The 15,836-nt window shown below is 71.8% G+C and carries 17 protein-coding genes; 13 read left to right on the plus strand and 4 right to left on the minus strand.

Annotated features, from left to right (window positions below; all coding sequences use genetic code 11):
* Positions 1-246: 246 nt before the first annotated feature.
* The 7 genes from ACFP3R_RS23020 (at position 247) to ACFP3R_RS23050 (ending at position 7,459) form a co-directional block, all read left to right on the plus strand.
* Positions 247-738 carry a YflT domain-containing protein gene (locus ACFP3R_RS23020; RefSeq protein ID WP_380638489.1) on the plus strand — a complete coding sequence of 164 codons (492 nt, stop codon included), beginning with the start codon at positions 247-249 and terminating at the stop codon, positions 736-738.
* A 192-nt stretch (positions 739-930) separates the two neighbouring features.
* Positions 931-2,184, plus strand: a complete 1,254-nt coding sequence (locus tag ACFP3R_RS23025) for an ABC transporter substrate-binding protein (protein ID WP_380638446.1) — start codon at positions 931-933, stop codon at positions 2,182-2,184.
* 47 nt (positions 2,185-2,231) lie between these two features.
* Positions 2,232-3,137, plus strand: a complete 906-nt coding sequence (locus tag ACFP3R_RS23030) for a carbohydrate ABC transporter permease (protein ID WP_380638490.1) — start codon at positions 2,232-2,234, stop codon at positions 3,135-3,137.
* On the plus strand, positions 3,137-3,982 hold the full coding sequence (locus ACFP3R_RS23035; RefSeq protein WP_380638447.1) for a carbohydrate ABC transporter permease: 846 nt from the start codon (positions 3,137-3,139) through the stop codon (positions 3,980-3,982). Before ACFP3R_RS23030 ends, ACFP3R_RS23035 begins: the two co-directional genes overlap by 1 nt.
* A gap of 4 nt (positions 3,983-3,986) precedes the next feature.
* Positions 3,987-5,168, plus strand: a complete 1,182-nt coding sequence (locus ACFP3R_RS23040; protein WP_380638448.1) for an ABC transporter ATP-binding protein — start codon at positions 3,987-3,989, stop codon at positions 5,166-5,168.
* A 251-nt stretch (positions 5,169-5,419) separates the two neighbouring features.
* Positions 5,420-6,307 (plus strand): SDR family NAD(P)-dependent oxidoreductase, encoded by an 888-nt coding sequence (locus ACFP3R_RS23045; RefSeq protein ID WP_380638449.1) that lies wholly within the window; start codon positions 5,420-5,422, stop codon positions 6,305-6,307.
* A gap of 180 nt (positions 6,308-6,487) precedes the next feature.
* Positions 6,488-7,459: a hypothetical protein gene (locus ACFP3R_RS23050; RefSeq protein ID WP_380638450.1), complete on the plus strand. Its 972-nt coding sequence runs from the start codon at positions 6,488-6,490 to the stop codon at positions 7,457-7,459.
* Between the two features lie 60 nt (positions 7,460-7,519).
* On the opposite strand, the gene ACFP3R_RS23055 is transcribed toward ACFP3R_RS23050, so the two are convergent.
* Together ACFP3R_RS23055 and ACFP3R_RS23060 are read right to left on the minus strand one after the other, a co-directional pair.
* The gene (locus tag ACFP3R_RS23055) at positions 7,520-8,359 is read right to left on the minus strand and encodes a chromosome partitioning protein ParB (RefSeq protein ID WP_380638451.1); all 840 of its coding nucleotides are present in this window, start codon (positions 8,357-8,359) and stop codon (positions 7,520-7,522) included.
* Complete coding sequence (locus tag ACFP3R_RS23060) at positions 8,349-9,029, minus strand: metallophosphoesterase family protein (protein ID WP_380638452.1); 681 nt, start codon at positions 9,027-9,029, stop codon at positions 8,349-8,351. The genes ACFP3R_RS23055 and ACFP3R_RS23060 overlap by 11 nt, the downstream gene beginning before the upstream one ends.
* A gap of 98 nt (positions 9,030-9,127) precedes the next feature.
* Between ACFP3R_RS23060 and ACFP3R_RS23065 the strand changes: the two genes are divergently transcribed.
* The gene (locus tag ACFP3R_RS23065; RefSeq protein WP_380638453.1) at positions 9,128-10,222 is read left to right on the plus strand and encodes a DUF2332 domain-containing protein; all 1,095 of its coding nucleotides are present in this window, start codon (positions 9,128-9,130) and stop codon (positions 10,220-10,222) included.
* A 193-nt stretch (positions 10,223-10,415) separates the two neighbouring features.
* Here the strand turns inward: ACFP3R_RS23065 and corA are convergent, their stop codons facing one another.
* Positions 10,416-11,498 (minus strand): magnesium/cobalt transporter CorA, encoded by a 1,083-nt coding sequence (gene corA, locus ACFP3R_RS23070; protein ID WP_380638454.1) that lies wholly within the window; start codon positions 11,496-11,498, stop codon positions 10,416-10,418.
* Positions 11,499-11,796: 298 nt separating this feature from the next.
* On the opposite strand from corA, the gene ACFP3R_RS23075 reads away from it, so the two are divergent.
* Together ACFP3R_RS23075 and ACFP3R_RS23080 are read left to right on the plus strand one after the other, a co-directional pair.
* Positions 11,797-12,303 (plus strand): MaoC family dehydratase, encoded by a 507-nt coding sequence (locus ACFP3R_RS23075; protein WP_380638455.1) that lies wholly within the window; start codon positions 11,797-11,799, stop codon positions 12,301-12,303.
* A gap of 66 nt (positions 12,304-12,369) precedes the next feature.
* A complete protein-coding gene (locus tag ACFP3R_RS23080; protein ID WP_380638456.1) occupies positions 12,370-13,455 on the plus strand; it encodes a DUF2332 domain-containing protein in 1,086 nt (361 codons plus the stop codon).
* A gap of 14 nt (positions 13,456-13,469) precedes the next feature.
* Here ACFP3R_RS23080 and ACFP3R_RS23085 read toward each other — a convergent pair whose 3' ends face one another.
* The gene (locus ACFP3R_RS23085) at positions 13,470-13,883 is read right to left on the minus strand and encodes an NUDIX hydrolase (protein ID WP_380638457.1); all 414 of its coding nucleotides are present in this window, start codon (positions 13,881-13,883) and stop codon (positions 13,470-13,472) included.
* 142 nt (positions 13,884-14,025) lie between these two features.
* On the opposite strand from ACFP3R_RS23085, the gene ACFP3R_RS23090 reads away from it, so the two are divergent.
* The 3 genes from ACFP3R_RS23090 to ACFP3R_RS23100 are packed head-to-tail and all read left to right on the plus strand — an operon-like array spanning position 14,026 to position 15,676.
* On the plus strand, positions 14,026-14,184 hold the full coding sequence (locus ACFP3R_RS23090; protein WP_170185132.1) for a hypothetical protein: 159 nt from the start codon (positions 14,026-14,028) through the stop codon (positions 14,182-14,184).
* A gap of 42 nt (positions 14,185-14,226) precedes the next feature.
* Positions 14,227-14,787 (plus strand): PH domain-containing protein, encoded by a 561-nt coding sequence (locus ACFP3R_RS23095; protein ID WP_380638458.1) that lies wholly within the window; start codon positions 14,227-14,229, stop codon positions 14,785-14,787.
* Between the two features lie 31 nt (positions 14,788-14,818).
* Positions 14,819-15,676, plus strand: a complete 858-nt coding sequence (locus ACFP3R_RS23100; protein ID WP_380638459.1) for a PHP domain-containing protein — start codon at positions 14,819-14,821, stop codon at positions 15,674-15,676.
* The last annotated feature ends 160 nt before the right edge of the window (positions 15,677-15,836 follow it).

The following is a 15,836-nucleotide window of genomic DNA, read 5'->3' on the forward strand; positions in this document are numbered from 1 at the left end:
CTGGGTGTTCGACACGGGGGTCCCGGGTGTTCGACTCGCGCGGCTTCGACGGTCCGAAGTGATCTTCGGGGCGGGTGGGCGGGGCGGGGGCAGGGTGCCCGAGGGGGTACGACCGCATCACGTTCGCGTCAGTTTCCGGCTCACCCGTTTCGCGCCCTTCACCCGGTGTTGGCAGGATGGGGTGATCAGCACCGCGAAGAGGTGGTCCCCGTGACGAGTTCCTTCTCCGGCCAGAACCGACCCGGTATGCCCCCGCGCCTGCCCACCCCGCCCACGGGGTGGCCCATCGGGTCCTACAGCACCTACGAGGAGGCGCAGCGCGCGGTCGACTTCCTGGCCGACGACGACTTCCCCGTGCAGGAGGTCACGATCGTGGGCGTCGACCTGATGCTCGTCGAACGGGTGACCGGTCGCCTGACGTGGGGCCGGGTGCTGGGCACCGGCGCGGCGTCGGGCGCCTGGTTCGGCCTGTTCGTCGGCGTCCTGCTGAGCCTGTTCAACACCACCCCCGGCGCGAGCCTCGGCCCGATCGTCGCGGGCCTGGTGGTCGGCATCGGCTTCGGCCTGATCTTCGCCGCCGTCGGCTACGGCTCCGCCAGGGGCAAGCGCGACTTCCAGAGCGCGAGCCAGCTGGTCGCGGGCCGCTACGACGTGCTCTGCCAACCCCGCTCCGCCGAGCGCGGCCGCGACCTGCTCGCGCGCCTCGCCCTGCGCCCGTCCGACCCGGGCAAGGACTGAGCCCGGGGCGATCCCGGTCTGCCGCCGGAGGCCCCCTGGTGGGGGCCGTTCGGACTCCGGTGGTTGCGGCACCTGATCACCGGGCCTAGGTTCGTCCCACCGGTCAGGCCCCCCGGCCGACCGGTCGGGGGCACGACGAGGTGCCGGGCACTGCGGTCTGGCTCCTCCGTTGTCGGGAAGGAGGCAGGGCCGATGAGGGGCACGTGGAAACGTCATCGGTTGGCCGCCGCCGGATCCGCCGCGCTGGTCGCGACGTCCGTGCTGGCGGGGTGTGGTTCGGGTGACGGCGGGATCACCATCAACGTCTACAAGTACCCGCAGGAGAACTTCCAGAAGATCGTCGACAACTGCAACGCGGCGGCCGACGGCTACGAGATCGTGTACCACAAGCTGCCGCGCGAGGCCGACGGCCAGCGCGAGCAGATGGCCCGCCGGCTCGCCGCCGGGGACACCGGCATGGACGTCCTGAGCCTGGACGTCACGTGGACGGCCGAGCTGGCCGAGGCGGGCTGGATCCGGGAGTTCACCGGGCAGCCCAAGGCCGAGGTCGAGGGCGGCACGCTGGAGACCCCGCTGGAGACGGCGCGCTACGAGGACAAGCTGTACGGGGCGCCGGACAACACCAACGTCCAGCTCCTCTGGTACCGGGGCGACCTGGTGCAGACCCCGCCGGAGACCTGGGACGAGATGATCGACCAGGGCACCGAGCTGATCCGACAGGGCAAGCCCGGCCTGGTCGAGGCGACCGGCAAGCAGTACGAGGGCCTGGTCGTCCTCTACAACACCCTGGTCAACTCCGCCGGCGGGCGCATCGTGGACGAGACCGGCACCAAGGTCGTCATGGACGACGGCGCGGTCAAGGCGCTGGAGGTGCTCAAGACCTTCGCCACCTCCCCGGTCGTGGACCCGTCGTTCTCCAACGCCGCCGAGGACCAGGCGCGCCTGGCGATGGAGGGCGGCAAGGCCGCGTTCATGCTGAACTGGCCCTACGTCTACGCCGCCGCGCAGGCCAACCCGGAGTTCGCCAAGAACCTCAGGTGGGCGCCGTTCCCGGCGGTCGAGGGCGGCGAGTCCAAGGTGACCGTCGGCGGGCTCAACTACGCGGTCAGCACGTTCTCGCAGCACCCGGACGAGTCCTTCGACGCGGTGCTGTGCCTGCGCAACGCCGAGAACCAGAAGTTCGCGGCCATCAACGACGGCGTGCCGCCCACCATCGAGTCGGTCTACGAGGACCCGGAGATGGCCGAGCCCTACCCGATGAAGGAGGCCATCCTGGAGACGCTCAAGAGCGCGGGCGCGCGACCCATCACCCCGGCGTACCAGAACGTCTCCACGGTGATCTCCACGATCCTCTCGCCGCCCGCGAGCATCGACCCCCGGGCCACCGCGGACCGCCTGCGCGGCGAGCTGCAGGACGCGCTCGACTCCAAGGGGGTGCTGCCGTGAGCAACGCCGTCCAGGCCGAACCCGGCCACGACGACAAGACGGCCGCGCTGTCGCCGAAGGCGCGGGCCGCGCTGAGCGAGGGCAAGAAGGCCGAGCGCAGGCTGGGCCTGCTGCTGTGCGCGCCGGCGATCCTGGTCATGGCCGCGGTCGCGGGCTGGCCGATCGTCTACTCCGTCTGGCTCTCGCTCCAGCGCTACGACCTGAAGTTCCCCGACCGCACCGAGTTCATCGGCCTGGAGAACTACGCCACGGTGCTGTCGAACCCCTACTGGTGGAACGCCATGTGGATCACCGTGGTGATCACCGTGGTGTCCGTCGCGGTCGAGCTGGTGCTGGGCATGGCGCTCGCGCTGATCATGCACCGCACGCTCGTCGGCCGCGGCATCGTGCGCACCGCCTCGCTCATCCCGTACGGCATCGTCACGGTGGTGGCCGCGTTCTCCTGGCGCTACGCCTGGACACCGGGCACCGGCTACCTGGCCGAGCTGGCGGGCGGCGACCCCGTGCTCACCGAGAAGGTCCCGGCCATCATGGTGGTGACCCTGGCCGAGATCTGGAAGACCACGCCGTTCATGGCCCTGCTGCTCATGGCGGGCCTGGCGCTGGTGCCCGACGACCTGCTCAAGGCCGCCGCGATGGACGGCGCGAGCGCGTGGCAGCGGTTCACCAAGGTCATCGTGCCGGTGATGAAGCCCGCCATTTTGGTGGCGCTGCTGTTCCGCACGCTCGACGCGTTCCGCATCTTCGACAACCTGTTCGTGCTCACCGCGGGCTCGCAGGGCACCTCCTCGGTGTCGATGCTGACCTACAACAACCTGATCAAGGGCTTGAACCTGGGCATCGGCTCCACCATGTCGGTGCTCATCTTCATCGCGGTGGCGATCATCGCGTTCGTCTTCGTGAAGCTGTTCGGCACCGCTGCCCCCGGCAGCGACAGCGGGGGGAGGCGCTGATGGCGGGCATCGGCGGAGCCGAGACGACGGCGCGCAAGGCGCGCTGGACGGTCCTCAACGTGCTGGTGGTGGCGTACGCGCTCATCCCGGTGCTGTGGATCGCGTCGCTGTCGTTCAAGACCAAGGAGACCCTGGGCGACGGCAACTTCATCCCGCGCGAGTGGACGCTGGAGAACTACAGCTCGATCTTCTCCACCACGGAGTTCGTCCGGGCGCTGGTGAACTCCATCGGCATCGCGCTGATCGCCACGGCGATCGCGGTGGTGTTCGGCACGATGGCCGCCTACGCGATCGCGCGCCTGGACTTCCCGGGCAAGCGGGTGCTGGTGGGCGTGTCGCTGCTGGTGGCGATGTTCCCGCAGATCTCGCTGGTCTCGCCGCTGTTCGAGATCGAGCGGTCGCTGGGCCTGTTCGACACCTGGCCCGGCCTGATCCTGCCCTACATCACCTTCGCGCTGCCGCTGGCGATCTACACGCTGTCGGCGTTCTTCCGGGAGATCCCGTGGGAGCTGGAGAAGGCGGCGAAGATGGACGGCGCGACGCCGGGCCAGGCGTTCCGCCGGGTCATCGCCCCGCTGGCCGCGCCCGGCGTGTTCACCACGGCCATCCTGGTGTTCATCTTCTGCTGGAACGACTTCCTGTTCGCGATCTCGCTGACCTCCACGGAGGCGTCGCGCACGGTGCCGGTGGCGCTGTCGTTCTTCACCGGCAGCTCGCAGTTCGAGGACCCGACCGGGTCGATCGCCGCCGCGGCGGTGGTGATCACCATCCCGATCATCCTGTTCGTGTTGTTCTTCCAGCGTCGGATCGTCGCCGGGTTGACCTCCGGCGCCGTCAAGGGGTGAGCCAATGGCCGAGATCGTCCTGGACAAGGTGACCAAGCAGTACCCCGACGGCGCGGTGGCCGTGCGGGACGTGGACCTGGAGATCGCCGACGGCGAGTTCGTCATCCTGGTGGGCCCGTCGGGCTGCGGGAAGTCCACGACCCTCAACATGATCGCGGGCCTGGAGGACATCACCTCCGGCGAGCTGCGCATCGGCGGCGAGCGGGTCAACGAGCGGGCGCCCAAGGACCGCGACATCGCGATGGTGTTCCAGTCCTACGCGCTGTACCCGCACATGACGGTGAAGGAGAACATGGCCTTCCCGCTGCGGCTGGCGAAGGTCGACGACGCCACCGTGGAGAAGAAGGTCAGGGAGGCGGCGGAGGTCCTCGACCTCACCGACCACCTGGACCGCAAGCCGTCGAACCTCTCCGGCGGCCAGCGGCAGCGGGTGGCCATGGGGCGCGCGATCGTGCGCAGCCCCAAGGCGTTCCTGATGGACGAGCCGCTGTCCAACCTGGACGCCAAGCTGCGCGTGCAGATGCGCACCTCGGTGTCGCGGCTCCAGCGGCAGCTGGGCACCACCACGGTGTACGTCACCCACGACCAGACCGAGGCGATGACCCTCGGCGACCGCGTCGTGGTGATGCGCGGCGGCCTGGTGCAGCAGGTGGGGGCGCCGCAGTTCCTCTACGAGCAGCCGGCCAACCTGTTCGTGGCGGGGTTCATCGGCTCGCCCGCGATGAACTTCGTGCCGGCGTCGCTGGAGCACGGCACGCTCCGGTCGGCGCTGGGCGACGTGCCGCTCACCGACCGGGTGCGCACGCTGCTGGAGGACCGGGACGCGCCCCGCGAGGTGATCATGGGCCTGCGGCCCGAGCACTTCGAGGACGCCCGGTTGGTGGAGGACCACGTTCGCTCGTCCGGGGCGGTCTTCACCAGCGGTGTCGACGTGGTGGAGTCGATGGGCTCGGACAAGTTCGCCTACTTCAACCTGACGGGTGACCAGGCGACGTCGGACGAGCTGGCGGAGCTGGCCGCCGACGCGGGCACGGCCGACGTGCCCGGCGGTGGCGTGTCGATGGTGGCCCGGTTGTCCGCCGCCTCCTCGGTCACGGTGGGTGAGCAGGCCGAGATCTGGTTCGACGCCGACAAGGTGCAGCTCTTCGACCCGAACAACGGCAAGAACCTCACCTACGCGGGCTGAACGCGCATTCCCGGCAGGGGCCGCCCCGATGGGGGCGGCCCTTTTCCGTGGGCGTCACGCGCGGTCACTGATCGGTCGGGACCATCGGCCGGGACGAACTCCATGGGCCATTCAGCGCATCAAAAGCGCATCTCGCCGCTTCGGGGGCGCTGTTCCCGCCGGCCCTCCCCAACGCTGGTCGAAGGCGGGGACGACCTCGGCCGAATGGTGTCGGGGCAGGGGAGTCCGTCGAGCAGGGAGAAGAGCGCGAGATGGGGATTCTTGACGGCAAAGCAGTGGTGATCACCGGAGCGGGACGTGGCCTCGGCGAGGCGTACGCGATGCACGCGGCGCAGGCAGGCGCGTCGGTCGTGGTCAACGACGTCGACGCCGACCTGGCGGAGGAGGTCGCGGCGCGGATCCGGCAGCACGGCGCGCGGGCCGCGGCGAGCGGCCACGACGTGTCCGACCCGGACGAGGCCGAGAAGATCGTGGGGTTGTGCCAGGCCGAGTTCGGGCGCGTGGACGGACTGGTGAACAACGCGGGGCTGAACTACGAGACCTCGCCGTGGGAGGACGACCCGGATTCGATCCGCCGGCTCGTCGAGGTGAATGTCCTCGGGGTCATATTCACCGGTATGGCCGCGATGCGGGCGATGCGCGAACAGGGTGGCGGCGCCATCGTCAACATTTCCTCCGGCGCGTTCTTCGGGCAGCGGAAACTGGCCGCCTACTCCGCGTCGAAGGGCGCGGTCGCCTCGCTGAGCCTGTCCTGGGCGCTGGACCTGGAGTCGGAGAACATCCGGGTCAACGCCGTGTGCCCGGTCGCCCACACCCGGATGGTGTGGAAGTCCGAGCGCTCCCTGCGCGCCATCCCGGCCGACCGCACCCCCGGCAAGGTCGCCCCGCTCGTGCTGTTCCTGCTCAGCGACGCGGCGGACGGCATCACCGGGCAGGTCGTCCGCTGCAACGGCCGCCAGCTCCACCTCGTCGGCCAGCCCCACTTCAAGCAGCCGATCTTCGAGAGCGACGCCTGGGACACGACCTCGGTGAAGCGCGCGTTCGACGACGTGCTCCAGGCCCACCTGGAGCCGTTCGGCCTGGAGAAGCGGATGCCGCCGCGCCTGCGGGAGCTGGTGGAGCCCGGCCGCACGGCCTGATCCGCACGGCCTGATCCGCACGGCCTGATCCGCACAGCTTGATCCGCACGGCTTGATCCGCACGGCTTGATCCGCACGGCCCGGCCCGCGGGCCCCGACCCCCTGGCGGGCGTCCCCGGTTCCGCGATCACCCCGATGGCTGATCGCGGAACCGGGGCGTTCCGCTGTCCCATGGGTGACGTGGGCACGAGGGAACCCAGGGTCACGGACTGGCGGCTGGTGGTGGGGTCGCGGCTGGACCGCGTCCGCGCCGACCTCGCCGCCCTCGGCCCGCCCGACCCGCTCGACCAGGAGGGGCAGCGGTGGCGCGAGGTGGCCGAGCGGGAGGCCGCCGTCGTCGACGACATGATCACCCGCGAGGAGTCGCGCCGGCAGTCGGTGGCCTCGTGGTGGTCCGGCTGGCACATCGAGCGCGCCTGGCGCTCCCTGCACGAGGCCGAGATCGCGGCCGTGGCGGCGGGCCGCGGGTTCCTCGGCCGCCTGCCCGGCCTCAAGGCCCGCGTCTCGGAGAACCTCCCCGAGGAGGACCCCCGCCGCCGCGCCCTGGAGGAGCTGAGGCCCGGCGAGTTCACCCTGGCCGTGGAGCGGGAGATCGTGGTCGACGCGCTGCGGGCCGCGTTCGACGCCTCCGACTTCGCCCACGCCGGGTCGCGGGCGCTGCGCAACAAGCTGATCGCCGCGTCCGTGGTGCTGCTCGCGGTCAACACCCTGCTCGGCGTGCTGGGCATCGTCGACCCCGGCATGATCCCGATGTGCGTCAGCTCGGAGAAGCTGCCCACGGTGTGCCCGTCGGGCCGGGGCGAGGCGGCCTCGGACGTGTGGCTGATCCAGGTGCTCGGCGCGTTCGGGGCGGTGCTGTCCGCGGTGGTGCTGCTGCTGCGCCGCCGGCCCAGCCTCTCGCCCTACGTGATGGTCGGCTACCAGGCCCTGATCAAGGTGCTGCTGGGCGCGGCGCTGGCCGTGGTCGGCATCCTGGCGCTCGGCGCGGGCGTGACCACCGGCCTGATCGGCGTGGCCTCCCAGGCGGCGCTGCTGGTGTGGGCGGTCCTGCTCGGCTACGGCCAGCAGATCGCCACCCGCCTGCTCGACAGCTACACCGACCGGGTGATGGACCAGGCGCGCCCGCTGCCCAGGGCGGACAGCCGGGGCTAGCGACCCGGCGCCGTTCCCGTCCCACCGCTCACCGTCCTGCCGCCTCACCGTCCCGCGGCCTCACCGCTCCGACCGCAGCGCCGCGATCACCTCCGGGTCCCAGCGGTGCGTGCGGATCAGCCGGTACCGCTCGGCCGCGACCCACAGGTACGCCTCGGTCTCGGTGCGGTCGCCCACCAGGTCCGCCTGCCGGAGCAGCTCCACCACCGGCGCGTACTCCTCCTCGAACCAGCGCTCGGCGACGCGGACCCGGTCCAGGAACGCGCCCTCGTCCTGCATCAGCCGGAACCCCCACGCCTCCACGTGCTCGCCCAGCACCGCGTAGTCCCACGGGTCCGACAGCACCACGGCCACCCGCGCCCGGCCGCCCAGCGGCACCCGCTCCAGGAACAGCCGCCGGTAGTCCTTGACGATCAGGTCGCCCCGGTGCCGGATGCCGTGCGCGGCCACCCGCGTCACCACCTCGGTCACGTGGGCGTCGATCACCTCCAGCCCCAGCGCGTGGGCGACCGACACCCGGTGGTGCCCGTCCCGCACGAAGTGCAGGTCACCCACCCGGTAGACCTCGATCGGGGGAACCGGCTCGCCGCGCCGCCGCGCCAGCGCCAGCCGCTGCCACCGCTCCCGCACCCGCGCCGAGGTGGGCCGGAACCGGCGGTCGAAGTCGCGGGTCCGGTCCACGCTGCCCACGATCGAGTCCAGGCGGACGGTGCGCAGCCCCAGCCGCTTCTCGCCCACCTGCCCCAGCGCCGCCACGACCTCGTGGAACGGCAGCATGATGTTGACGTCGTCCGGTTCCCGCCGCAGCCGCGCGGCCAGCCGCGACAGCACCTGCGCGCGGCGGGCGCGCAGGAAGTCGTTCTCCGCGTCGGCCCGCGGGAACCCGGTGTCACGGGGCACGGCCCGCCTCCTCTCCGCCGAGGTCGAAATCCAGCACCCGGTACCCGACCACGTTCACCACCCGCGTCCCGCCCAGCTCCCGGTCGGGCCGGGGCGTGCCGTGCGGGTGGACGTGCCCGTGCAGCAGCAGCGGCGGCCGCAGCACCCGCACCCCCTCGTGCAGGCACGCGAACCCGCGGTGCGGCGGGTCGTCCTCGTCACCGCAGCCCAGGGGAGGGGAGTGGGTCAGCAGCACGTCCACGCCGCGCCCGTCGCGCAGCCGCCGCCACCGGGCCAGCCGCAGCACCCGCCGCAGCCGCCGCGCCTGCTGCCGCTCGGTCCACTGGTTGGGCCCGTCCCGGTACCGGATCGAGCCGCCGAGCCCGGCGATCCGCAGCCCCGCCACGTCCACCACCCTCCCGTCGGCGTTCACCCCGCCCGCCGGGCCGGGCCACCGCGCGGGCAGGCCCGCCCTGGTCCACAGCCCGCGCACGTTCGTGTAGCCGCCCAGGTCGACGTCGTGGTTGCCCGGCACGAACACGCACGGCCGGTCGAGCGCGCCCGACAGGAACTCCAGGTAGTCGAACGGCAGGTCGCCGGCCGCGACGACCAGGTCCACGCCCAGCTCCCGCACCCGGTCGGTCCACAGCCGCTCGACCACCTCGTCCGCCACCGCGAGCACCTTCGGCACCCGTCGAGCCTAGGCGCGACGGCGCCGGGTGACACCTCGTCGGTAAAAGGGTGAAAAGGGACGTGCTCCCCCCGCCGCACAAGGGGAACCGGGCTAGCGTGACAGGGGTGCTCGCCGAGCTGTTCCTCGACGCCGCCCGCGGCTGCGCCGGCCGCAGCCCCCTGACCCTGGCCCTGCTGACCGCGGCCGCCGAGGACCTGGCGCGCGGCGGGGTGGTCGCGCGCGTCATGGCGGGCGCCGAGTGCGACCGGCAGGGCACCGTCCCGGGCCTGCGGTTCGCGGGCGCGCTCCACCGGCTGGTGCTGGAGGGCCGGGCCCCGGCGCTGGCCGCGCACTACCCGACCGCGGGCGGCGAGCCCGACCTGGCCACGCTGTGGGACGACGCGCTGCCCGTGCTGCACGAGCACGCCGACGAGCTGCGCGCCCTGGTCTCCACGACGGCCGTGCAGACCAACGAGCCGGGCCGCAGCGCGCCCCTGTTCGGCGGCCTCCAGACCGCCGCCCACCTGGCCGCCGACGCGGCGGGCCGCCGGGCCTGCTTCCCGGTCCGGCTGCTGGAGGTCGGCGCGTCCGGCGGGCTGAACCTGCGGCCGCACCGCATCGCCTACCGGGTCGACGGGGTCCGGCTGGGCGACCCGGGCAGCCCGTTCACCCTCGACCCGCGCTGGACGGGCCGCCCGCCCGTGGACGTGACGCAGAACCTGCGCCTGGTGCGGCGCGCCGGCTGCGACCCCGACCCGGTGGACGTCACCACCGAGGACGGCCGGCTGCACCTCCAGTCGTTCGTGTGGGCCGACCAGGTGGCGCGCTTCGAGCGGCTGCGGGCCGCGCTGGACCTGGCCCAGCTCGACCCGGTGCCGGTGCGGCGCGCCCCCGGCCCGGAGTGGCTGGCCGAGCAGTTGGCCCGCCCGGAGCGGGACGTGCTGACCGTCGTGTGGCACTCGGTGGTGTGGCAGTACACCTCGCCCGCCGACCGGGCGATGGGCCGCTCGGTGCTGGCCGAGGCGGCGGCGCGGGCCACGCCACCGGCGCCGCTGGCGCTGCTGGTCTACGAGCCCGGCCGCACCCACGGGCCGGACCCGTACCGGTTCCGGCTGCTGCTCAAGCTGTGGCCGGCGGGCGTGTCGCTGCGGCTGGGCTGGGGCGCGGGGCACGGCATCCCCTTCACCTGGGACACCCAGCCCTGGGACTAGGCGCGCCCGGGAGGTCCACCCCGGACCCCCGGGGCCGCGCGGGTCCTCCCGCGCCCCCGGCCGTCAGCCGCCGGTGGCGATGAGCACGGTCACCGTGGTGAGCCAGCCCAGCAGGAAGGTGAGCACCCAGAAGCGGAGGTTGGTGAGCATCCTGGTCACGGCGGGGGTTCCTGTCGCGGAGGAGGGGTGGGGGTCACAGCCACTCGTTGCGACGGAATATTCGGTACAGCGTCAGGCAGACCACCAGGATCACCGCGATCACCACGGGGTAGCCGTACTTCCACTGGAGCTCCGGCATGTGCTCGAAGTTCATGCCGTACACGCCGACCACCATGGTCGGCACGGAGATGATCGCCACCCACGAGGCGAGCTTGCGCATGTCCAGGTTCTGCTGGAGCGTGATCTTCGCCAGCACCGCGTTGACCAGCGTGGTCAGCAGCTCGTCGAAGTTCGACACGCGCTCGGACACCTGGGTGAGGTGGTCGTCGACGTCGCGGAAGTAGGAGCGCACCTGCTCGGGGATCAGCGGCGTGTAGCCCTCGGCGAGCCGGCGCAGCGGCACGGCCAGCGGCATCACCGCGCGGCGCAGCTCCAGCACCTCGCGCTTCATCAGGTAGATCTGGTCGGCGCTGACCCGGCTGCGCGGCTGGAAGACCAGCGCCTCCATCGAGTCGATGTCGTCCTCGATGTGGTCGGTCACGTCCAGGTAGTTGTCGACCACGTGGTCGGCGATCGAGTACAGCACCGCGGCCGGGCCGACCCGGAGCCGCTCGGGCTCGGCCTCCAGTTCGCGGCGCACCACGGCCAGGCCGGAGTGGTTGCCGTGCCGGACCGTCACCACGAAGTCGCGCCCCAGGAACACCATGATCTCGCCGCTCTCGACGATCTCGTTGGCCTCGTCGGGGGAGGCGTTCTGGACGTAGCGGACCGTCTTGAGCACCATGAACAGCGTGTCGTCGTAGCGCTCCAGCTTCGGCCGCTGGTGGGCGTGCACGGCGTCCTCGACGGCCAGCTCGTGCAGGCCGAAGGTGTCCGCGACGCCCTCGATCTGCTCGGCGGCCGGCTCGTGCAGGCCGATCCAGACGAAACCCTCGCCCCGACCGCGCACCTCCTCCACCGCGGCGGCGTGCGTCCAGCGGCCGGGCAGGCGGGCGCCGTCGACGTACACGCCGCAGTCCACGACGTAGGAGGACAGGGGCACCGGGACTGGGACGGCCGGGCGGTCGCGGTCGGGCATGCGGCCTCTCAGGCCGCCGAGCGAGGGCAGGCTGGGCACGAGGAACCTCCGGGAAGCAGGCGTCGACATCGACGAACGACGACGGCACGTCCCCGACCGGTACCGCTGGGCCTAGCTGTGGGAAGCCGGCTCCCCGATGAGGACGCGCGAGGTACTCGCAGGATGGGGGTCGTTGCTCATCGCTGGTCCTCACCTCCTCGGGTCGGCGGTCGCGGCGGTGGAGTCGCTCACAGACCGGTTGCCGAGGGTACTCCCCCGGTGCTCACACTGTCGTCCCGGTCGGATGTGGTGCTCGACCACCCCACCCGGCCCACCACGACGGCCAACGGAGGCGGTAGTGCAGTTCGGGCGTTACTACGAGGAGTTCGAGGTCGGCGCGGTCTACAAGCACTGGCCGGGCAAGACGGTCACGGAGTACGACGACCACCTGTTCTGCCTGCTGACCATGAACCACCACCCGCTGCACCTGGACGCGCACTACGCGGCGGAGACCACCGACTTCGGCCGGAACGTCGTGGTGGGCAACTACGTCTACTCGCTGCTGCTGGGCATGTCGGTGCCGGACGTCTCGGGCAAGGCCATCGCCAACCTGGAGGTCGAGTCGCTCAAGCACGTCAAGCCGACCTTCCACGGCGACACCATCTACGGTGAGACCGAGGTGCTGGACAAGACCCCGTCGAAGTCGAAGGACGACCGGGGCGTGGTGCACGTCGAGACGCGCGGGTACAAGCAGGACGGCACGGTCGTCTGCGTGTTCCGCCGCAAGGTGATGGTGCCGAAGCGCTCCTACGGCGAGGCGCGCGGCGGCGAGCAGCCGGGCAGGCCGGAACCCGCGGCGGGCTGAGCGGGCCGGGCTGAGCGGGCCGGGCTGGGCGGGTAGGCGTCGGTTGACCCGGACAAAAGGAGCGATGTGACCTCTCTGGAGCTCGTGCGCGGGGCGTTGAGCCGGTTCGCCCGGCGGGAGGCGCACGGCGTCTCCCCGCTCTACGAGCACCTGGCCGCCCGCGCGGCCGAGGACGACGAGGTCGCCGGCCTGCTGACCGCCGCGCCCGAGCGGTTCGCGCACCCGACGCTGCTGCTGGCGGCGGCCCACCGGCTGCTCCAGGCCGAGCCGTTCCACCGGCTGACCGAGTACTACCCCTCGCTGGGCGGCTCCTGCGGCCCGGACGAGGGCACCTGGCCGCTGTTCCGGGAGTTCGTGCTGGAGCGCGCCGACCGGGTGCGGGAGCTGGTCTCGCGGCGCACCACGCAGACCAACGAGGTGCGCCGCGCCGCCCTGCTCTACCCGGCGCTGGCCCAGGTCAAGGGACCGGTGGGGCTGCTGGAGGTCGGCTGCTCGGCCGGGCTGCTGCTCAACCTCGACCGGTACGCCTACCGCTACCAGACCCAGCAGGCCGGGCAGCTGGCGGCGGGGCCGGCGAAGGCGCCGGTCGGGCTGCACTGCGCGCTGGAGCTGGCGCCGGGGGCGGAGCTGCCGAAGATCCCCAAGTCGGTCAAGGTGGCCGCGCGGGTCGGCCTGGACCGGGCGCCCGCGGACCTGACCGACGAGGACACGTACGCCTGGTTGGAGGCGTGCGTGTGGGCCGACCAGCCGGAGCGGGTGCGGCTGTTCGGCGTGGCCGCGACCGCGCAGCGCAGGTCGCCGCCGGAGTTCGTGACGGGTGACGCGGTGGCCGACCTGCCCGGTGCGGCCGCGCGGGTTCCCGAAGCCCTCCCGCTGGTGGTGATGACCAGCAACACCCTGCCGTACCTGGCGGGGGAGGAGTTCGTCGCCGCGCTGGCCGGGTTGGGCCGGCCGGTGTGGTGGATCAGCCACGAGAGCTACGCGGCGGGGCTCGCGCACGTCCTGCCGGGGCGCGACGACCTGCGGCCGGACCCGGCCGGACCGGTGTTCGGCGTGCTCGGGCTCGTCCACTTCGCGGACGGCGCGCCGCGCTCGGCCCGCGCGCTGGCGCGCACCGCCCTCCACGGCCAGCGGCTGATCTGGCTCCCCTGATCGGGCGAAGTCGATCAGCGGCGGGGGAGCTGCCCCCACGCCGCGAGGGTGTCGTGGAGCATCTCGGTGAGTGGGAGTGTGGCCAAGATCGCAGAGTCGGCCCACCGGGCGTCGGAGGCGTCGTCACCCGCCCGGAGCGTCCCCGATCGCACCTGGCAGGCGTAGTCGTGGATCTCGTAGACCCCCCGTGGCGCCACTCGGTCAACCGTGCCGACCCACGCCCCGACGGTCACGGAGAGTCCCGTTTCTTCCCGCACTTCCCGCACAAGTGCGGTCTCGTCGGTCTCACCCGGTTCGACGCGTCCTCCCGGAAGTGACCACAGTCCCTCACCTGGGGGATTGCGGCGACGCACGAGCAGCACTCGCCCATTCGTGTCATGCACTATCGCGCCAACGCAGCGGGTCCGAGGGGCACTTTTGGCCGTCACGATCACTAAGCGTAGTCGCACCGGGTTGGCGGTGCTGGAGGCTGCCCCGAGTGCGGTACAAATCTCCCGACTTGCCGCAGAGTGCGGTACAACGGTTTTCACTGGCGCCAAACGGGTGCGGTAGCGAACGGGGTTGATCACCGTGAATCTGAAGAAGATTCTCACTTTCGCCGGGGTCGGCTTGGTCCTGTTCTTCCTCATCGCGGAGCCGCAGCAGGCGGCTCAGCTGGTGCAGAACATCCTCGGGACCCTCCGGGAAGCGGCTGAGGCGCTCATCACCTTCGTGAAACAATTGTTCTGAGTCGCGCCGGCTCCTCCCTCCCCCTCGGCGAGAGGTCTAGGCATGTTCGCACCACGGGACCCCGACGAGTACCTGCTGCCGACCGAGCGGCGGGTCATCCGGGTACGCAGGCACTGGAGCAGTCTGCTCTGGGATCTGGTGGAGGCCGGGGCGCTGCTCGCCGGCGCCATGATGATCTCCTACCTGCTGCCCGGGAACGCCGGCATCATCCAGAACATCCTCTGGTACGCGTCCCTGTTCGTGCTGCTCAGGCTGGCCTACTTCGTCATGGAGTGGTGGGTGGAGCGGATCGTCGTCACCGACAAGAGGTTCATGATCTCCTCGGGGGTCTTCGAGACCAAGGTGGCCATGATGCCGATCAGCAAGGTGACCGACCTCACCTACGAGCGCACGTTCCTCGGGCGCATGTTCGGCTTCGGCACCCTGGTCGTGGAGTCGGCGGGTCAGATCCAGGCCCTCAACCGGATCGAGTACCTGCCGAACCCCGAGGAGGTCTACGACGCGATCTCCGAGCTGACCTTCGGCGACAAGAAGGCGCAGGCGGAGCGCTTCTCCATGATCAAGGCGCAGCGGGCGGCACGCGGCAAGAAGATGGTGCCGTAGGCCGCGCGGCGGCGTAGGTCAGACTGGGTGGGTGCGCATCGACCTGCACACCCACTCGACCGAGTCCGACGGCACCGACACGCCGGCCGCGCTCGTGGCCGCCGCGGCGGCCGCGGGCCTCGGCGCCGTCGCGCTGACCGACCACGACACCGCCGCCGGCTGGACCGAGGCGGCCAACGCCCTGCCACCCGGCCTGAAGCTGGTGCGGGGCGCGGAGCTGTCCTGCGCCTCCGACGACGGCCTCGGCCGCAGGATCACCGTGCACCTGCTGGCCTACCTGTACGACCACACCTCGCCCGCCCTGGTCGAGGAGCAGCTCAGGCTGCGCCTCGAACGGCGGCAGCGGCTGCGGCGGATGGCCGAGCACATGGTGGCCGACGGCTTCCCCATCGACCCGGACGAGCTGATGGCGGCCATGCCCGCCGACGCCCCCGCGGGCCGGCCGCACCTGGCCATGGCGCTCATCCGGGCCGGCGTGGTCACCACCGTGGACGAGGCGTTCGCCAAGTACCTGACCGGCGGGCGGTACTACGTGTCGCGCACGGACACGCCCGTCGAGCGGGCCATCCGGATGATCACCGAGGCGGGCGGGGTGACGGTGCTCGCGCACCCGTTCGCCACCTCGCGCGGGCCGATCGTGAGCGACCAGGTGGTGGCCGACCTGACCGACCTGGGGCTGGCCGGCGTCGAGGTGGACCACCCCGACCACGACCGGGCCACGCGGGCGCGGCTGCGCGGCCTGGCCGGCGACCTGGGCCTGCTGACCACCGGGTCCAGCGACTACCACGGCACGAACAAGACGGTGGAGCTGGGCGCCGAGACCACGTCGCCGGACGTGCTCGACGCCCTGGCCGACCGAGCCACGGGCTGCAAGGTCCTGACGGGCTGACCGCCCCCAACGGACAGACCGCCCCCAACGGGCTGAACGACCTCGACGGGCTGAACGACCTCGACGGGCAGACCGGCGGCGGCGGTGGGCTCACCCGGCCACCCGCCGTTCGCGCAACCTCCCCGAACGGGACCACCACCGCGAGACCGCGTCGGTGGTT

It is taken from the genome of Saccharothrix lopnurensis, assembly GCF_042658445.1.
Classification (GTDB): domain Bacteria; phylum Actinomycetota; class Actinomycetes; order Mycobacteriales; family Pseudonocardiaceae; genus Actinosynnema; species Actinosynnema lopnurensis.

What these genes read in the sequence shown, in the direction of transcription:
- ACFP3R_RS23035 (WP_380638447.1), top strand. Translation starts at nt 3,137, where the DNA reads ATGGCGGGCATCGGCGGAGCCGAGACGACGGCGCGCAAGGCGCGCTGG.
- ACFP3R_RS23045 (WP_380638449.1), top strand. Translation starts at nt 5,420, where the DNA reads ATGGGGATTCTTGACGGCAAAGCAGTGGTGATCACCGGAGCGGGACGT.
- ACFP3R_RS23020 (WP_380638489.1), top strand. Translation starts at nt 247, where the DNA reads ATGCCCCCGCGCCTGCCCACCCCGCCCACGGGGTGGCCCATCGGGTCC.
- ACFP3R_RS23095 (WP_380638458.1), top strand. Translation starts at nt 14,227, where the DNA reads ATGTTCGCACCACGGGACCCCGACGAGTACCTGCTGCCGACCGAGCGG.
- ACFP3R_RS23040 (WP_380638448.1), top strand. Translation starts at nt 3,987, where the DNA reads ATGGCCGAGATCGTCCTGGACAAGGTGACCAAGCAGTACCCCGACGGC.
- ACFP3R_RS23025 (WP_380638446.1), top strand. Translation starts at nt 931, where the DNA reads ATGAGGGGCACGTGGAAACGTCATCGGTTGGCCGCCGCCGGATCCGCC.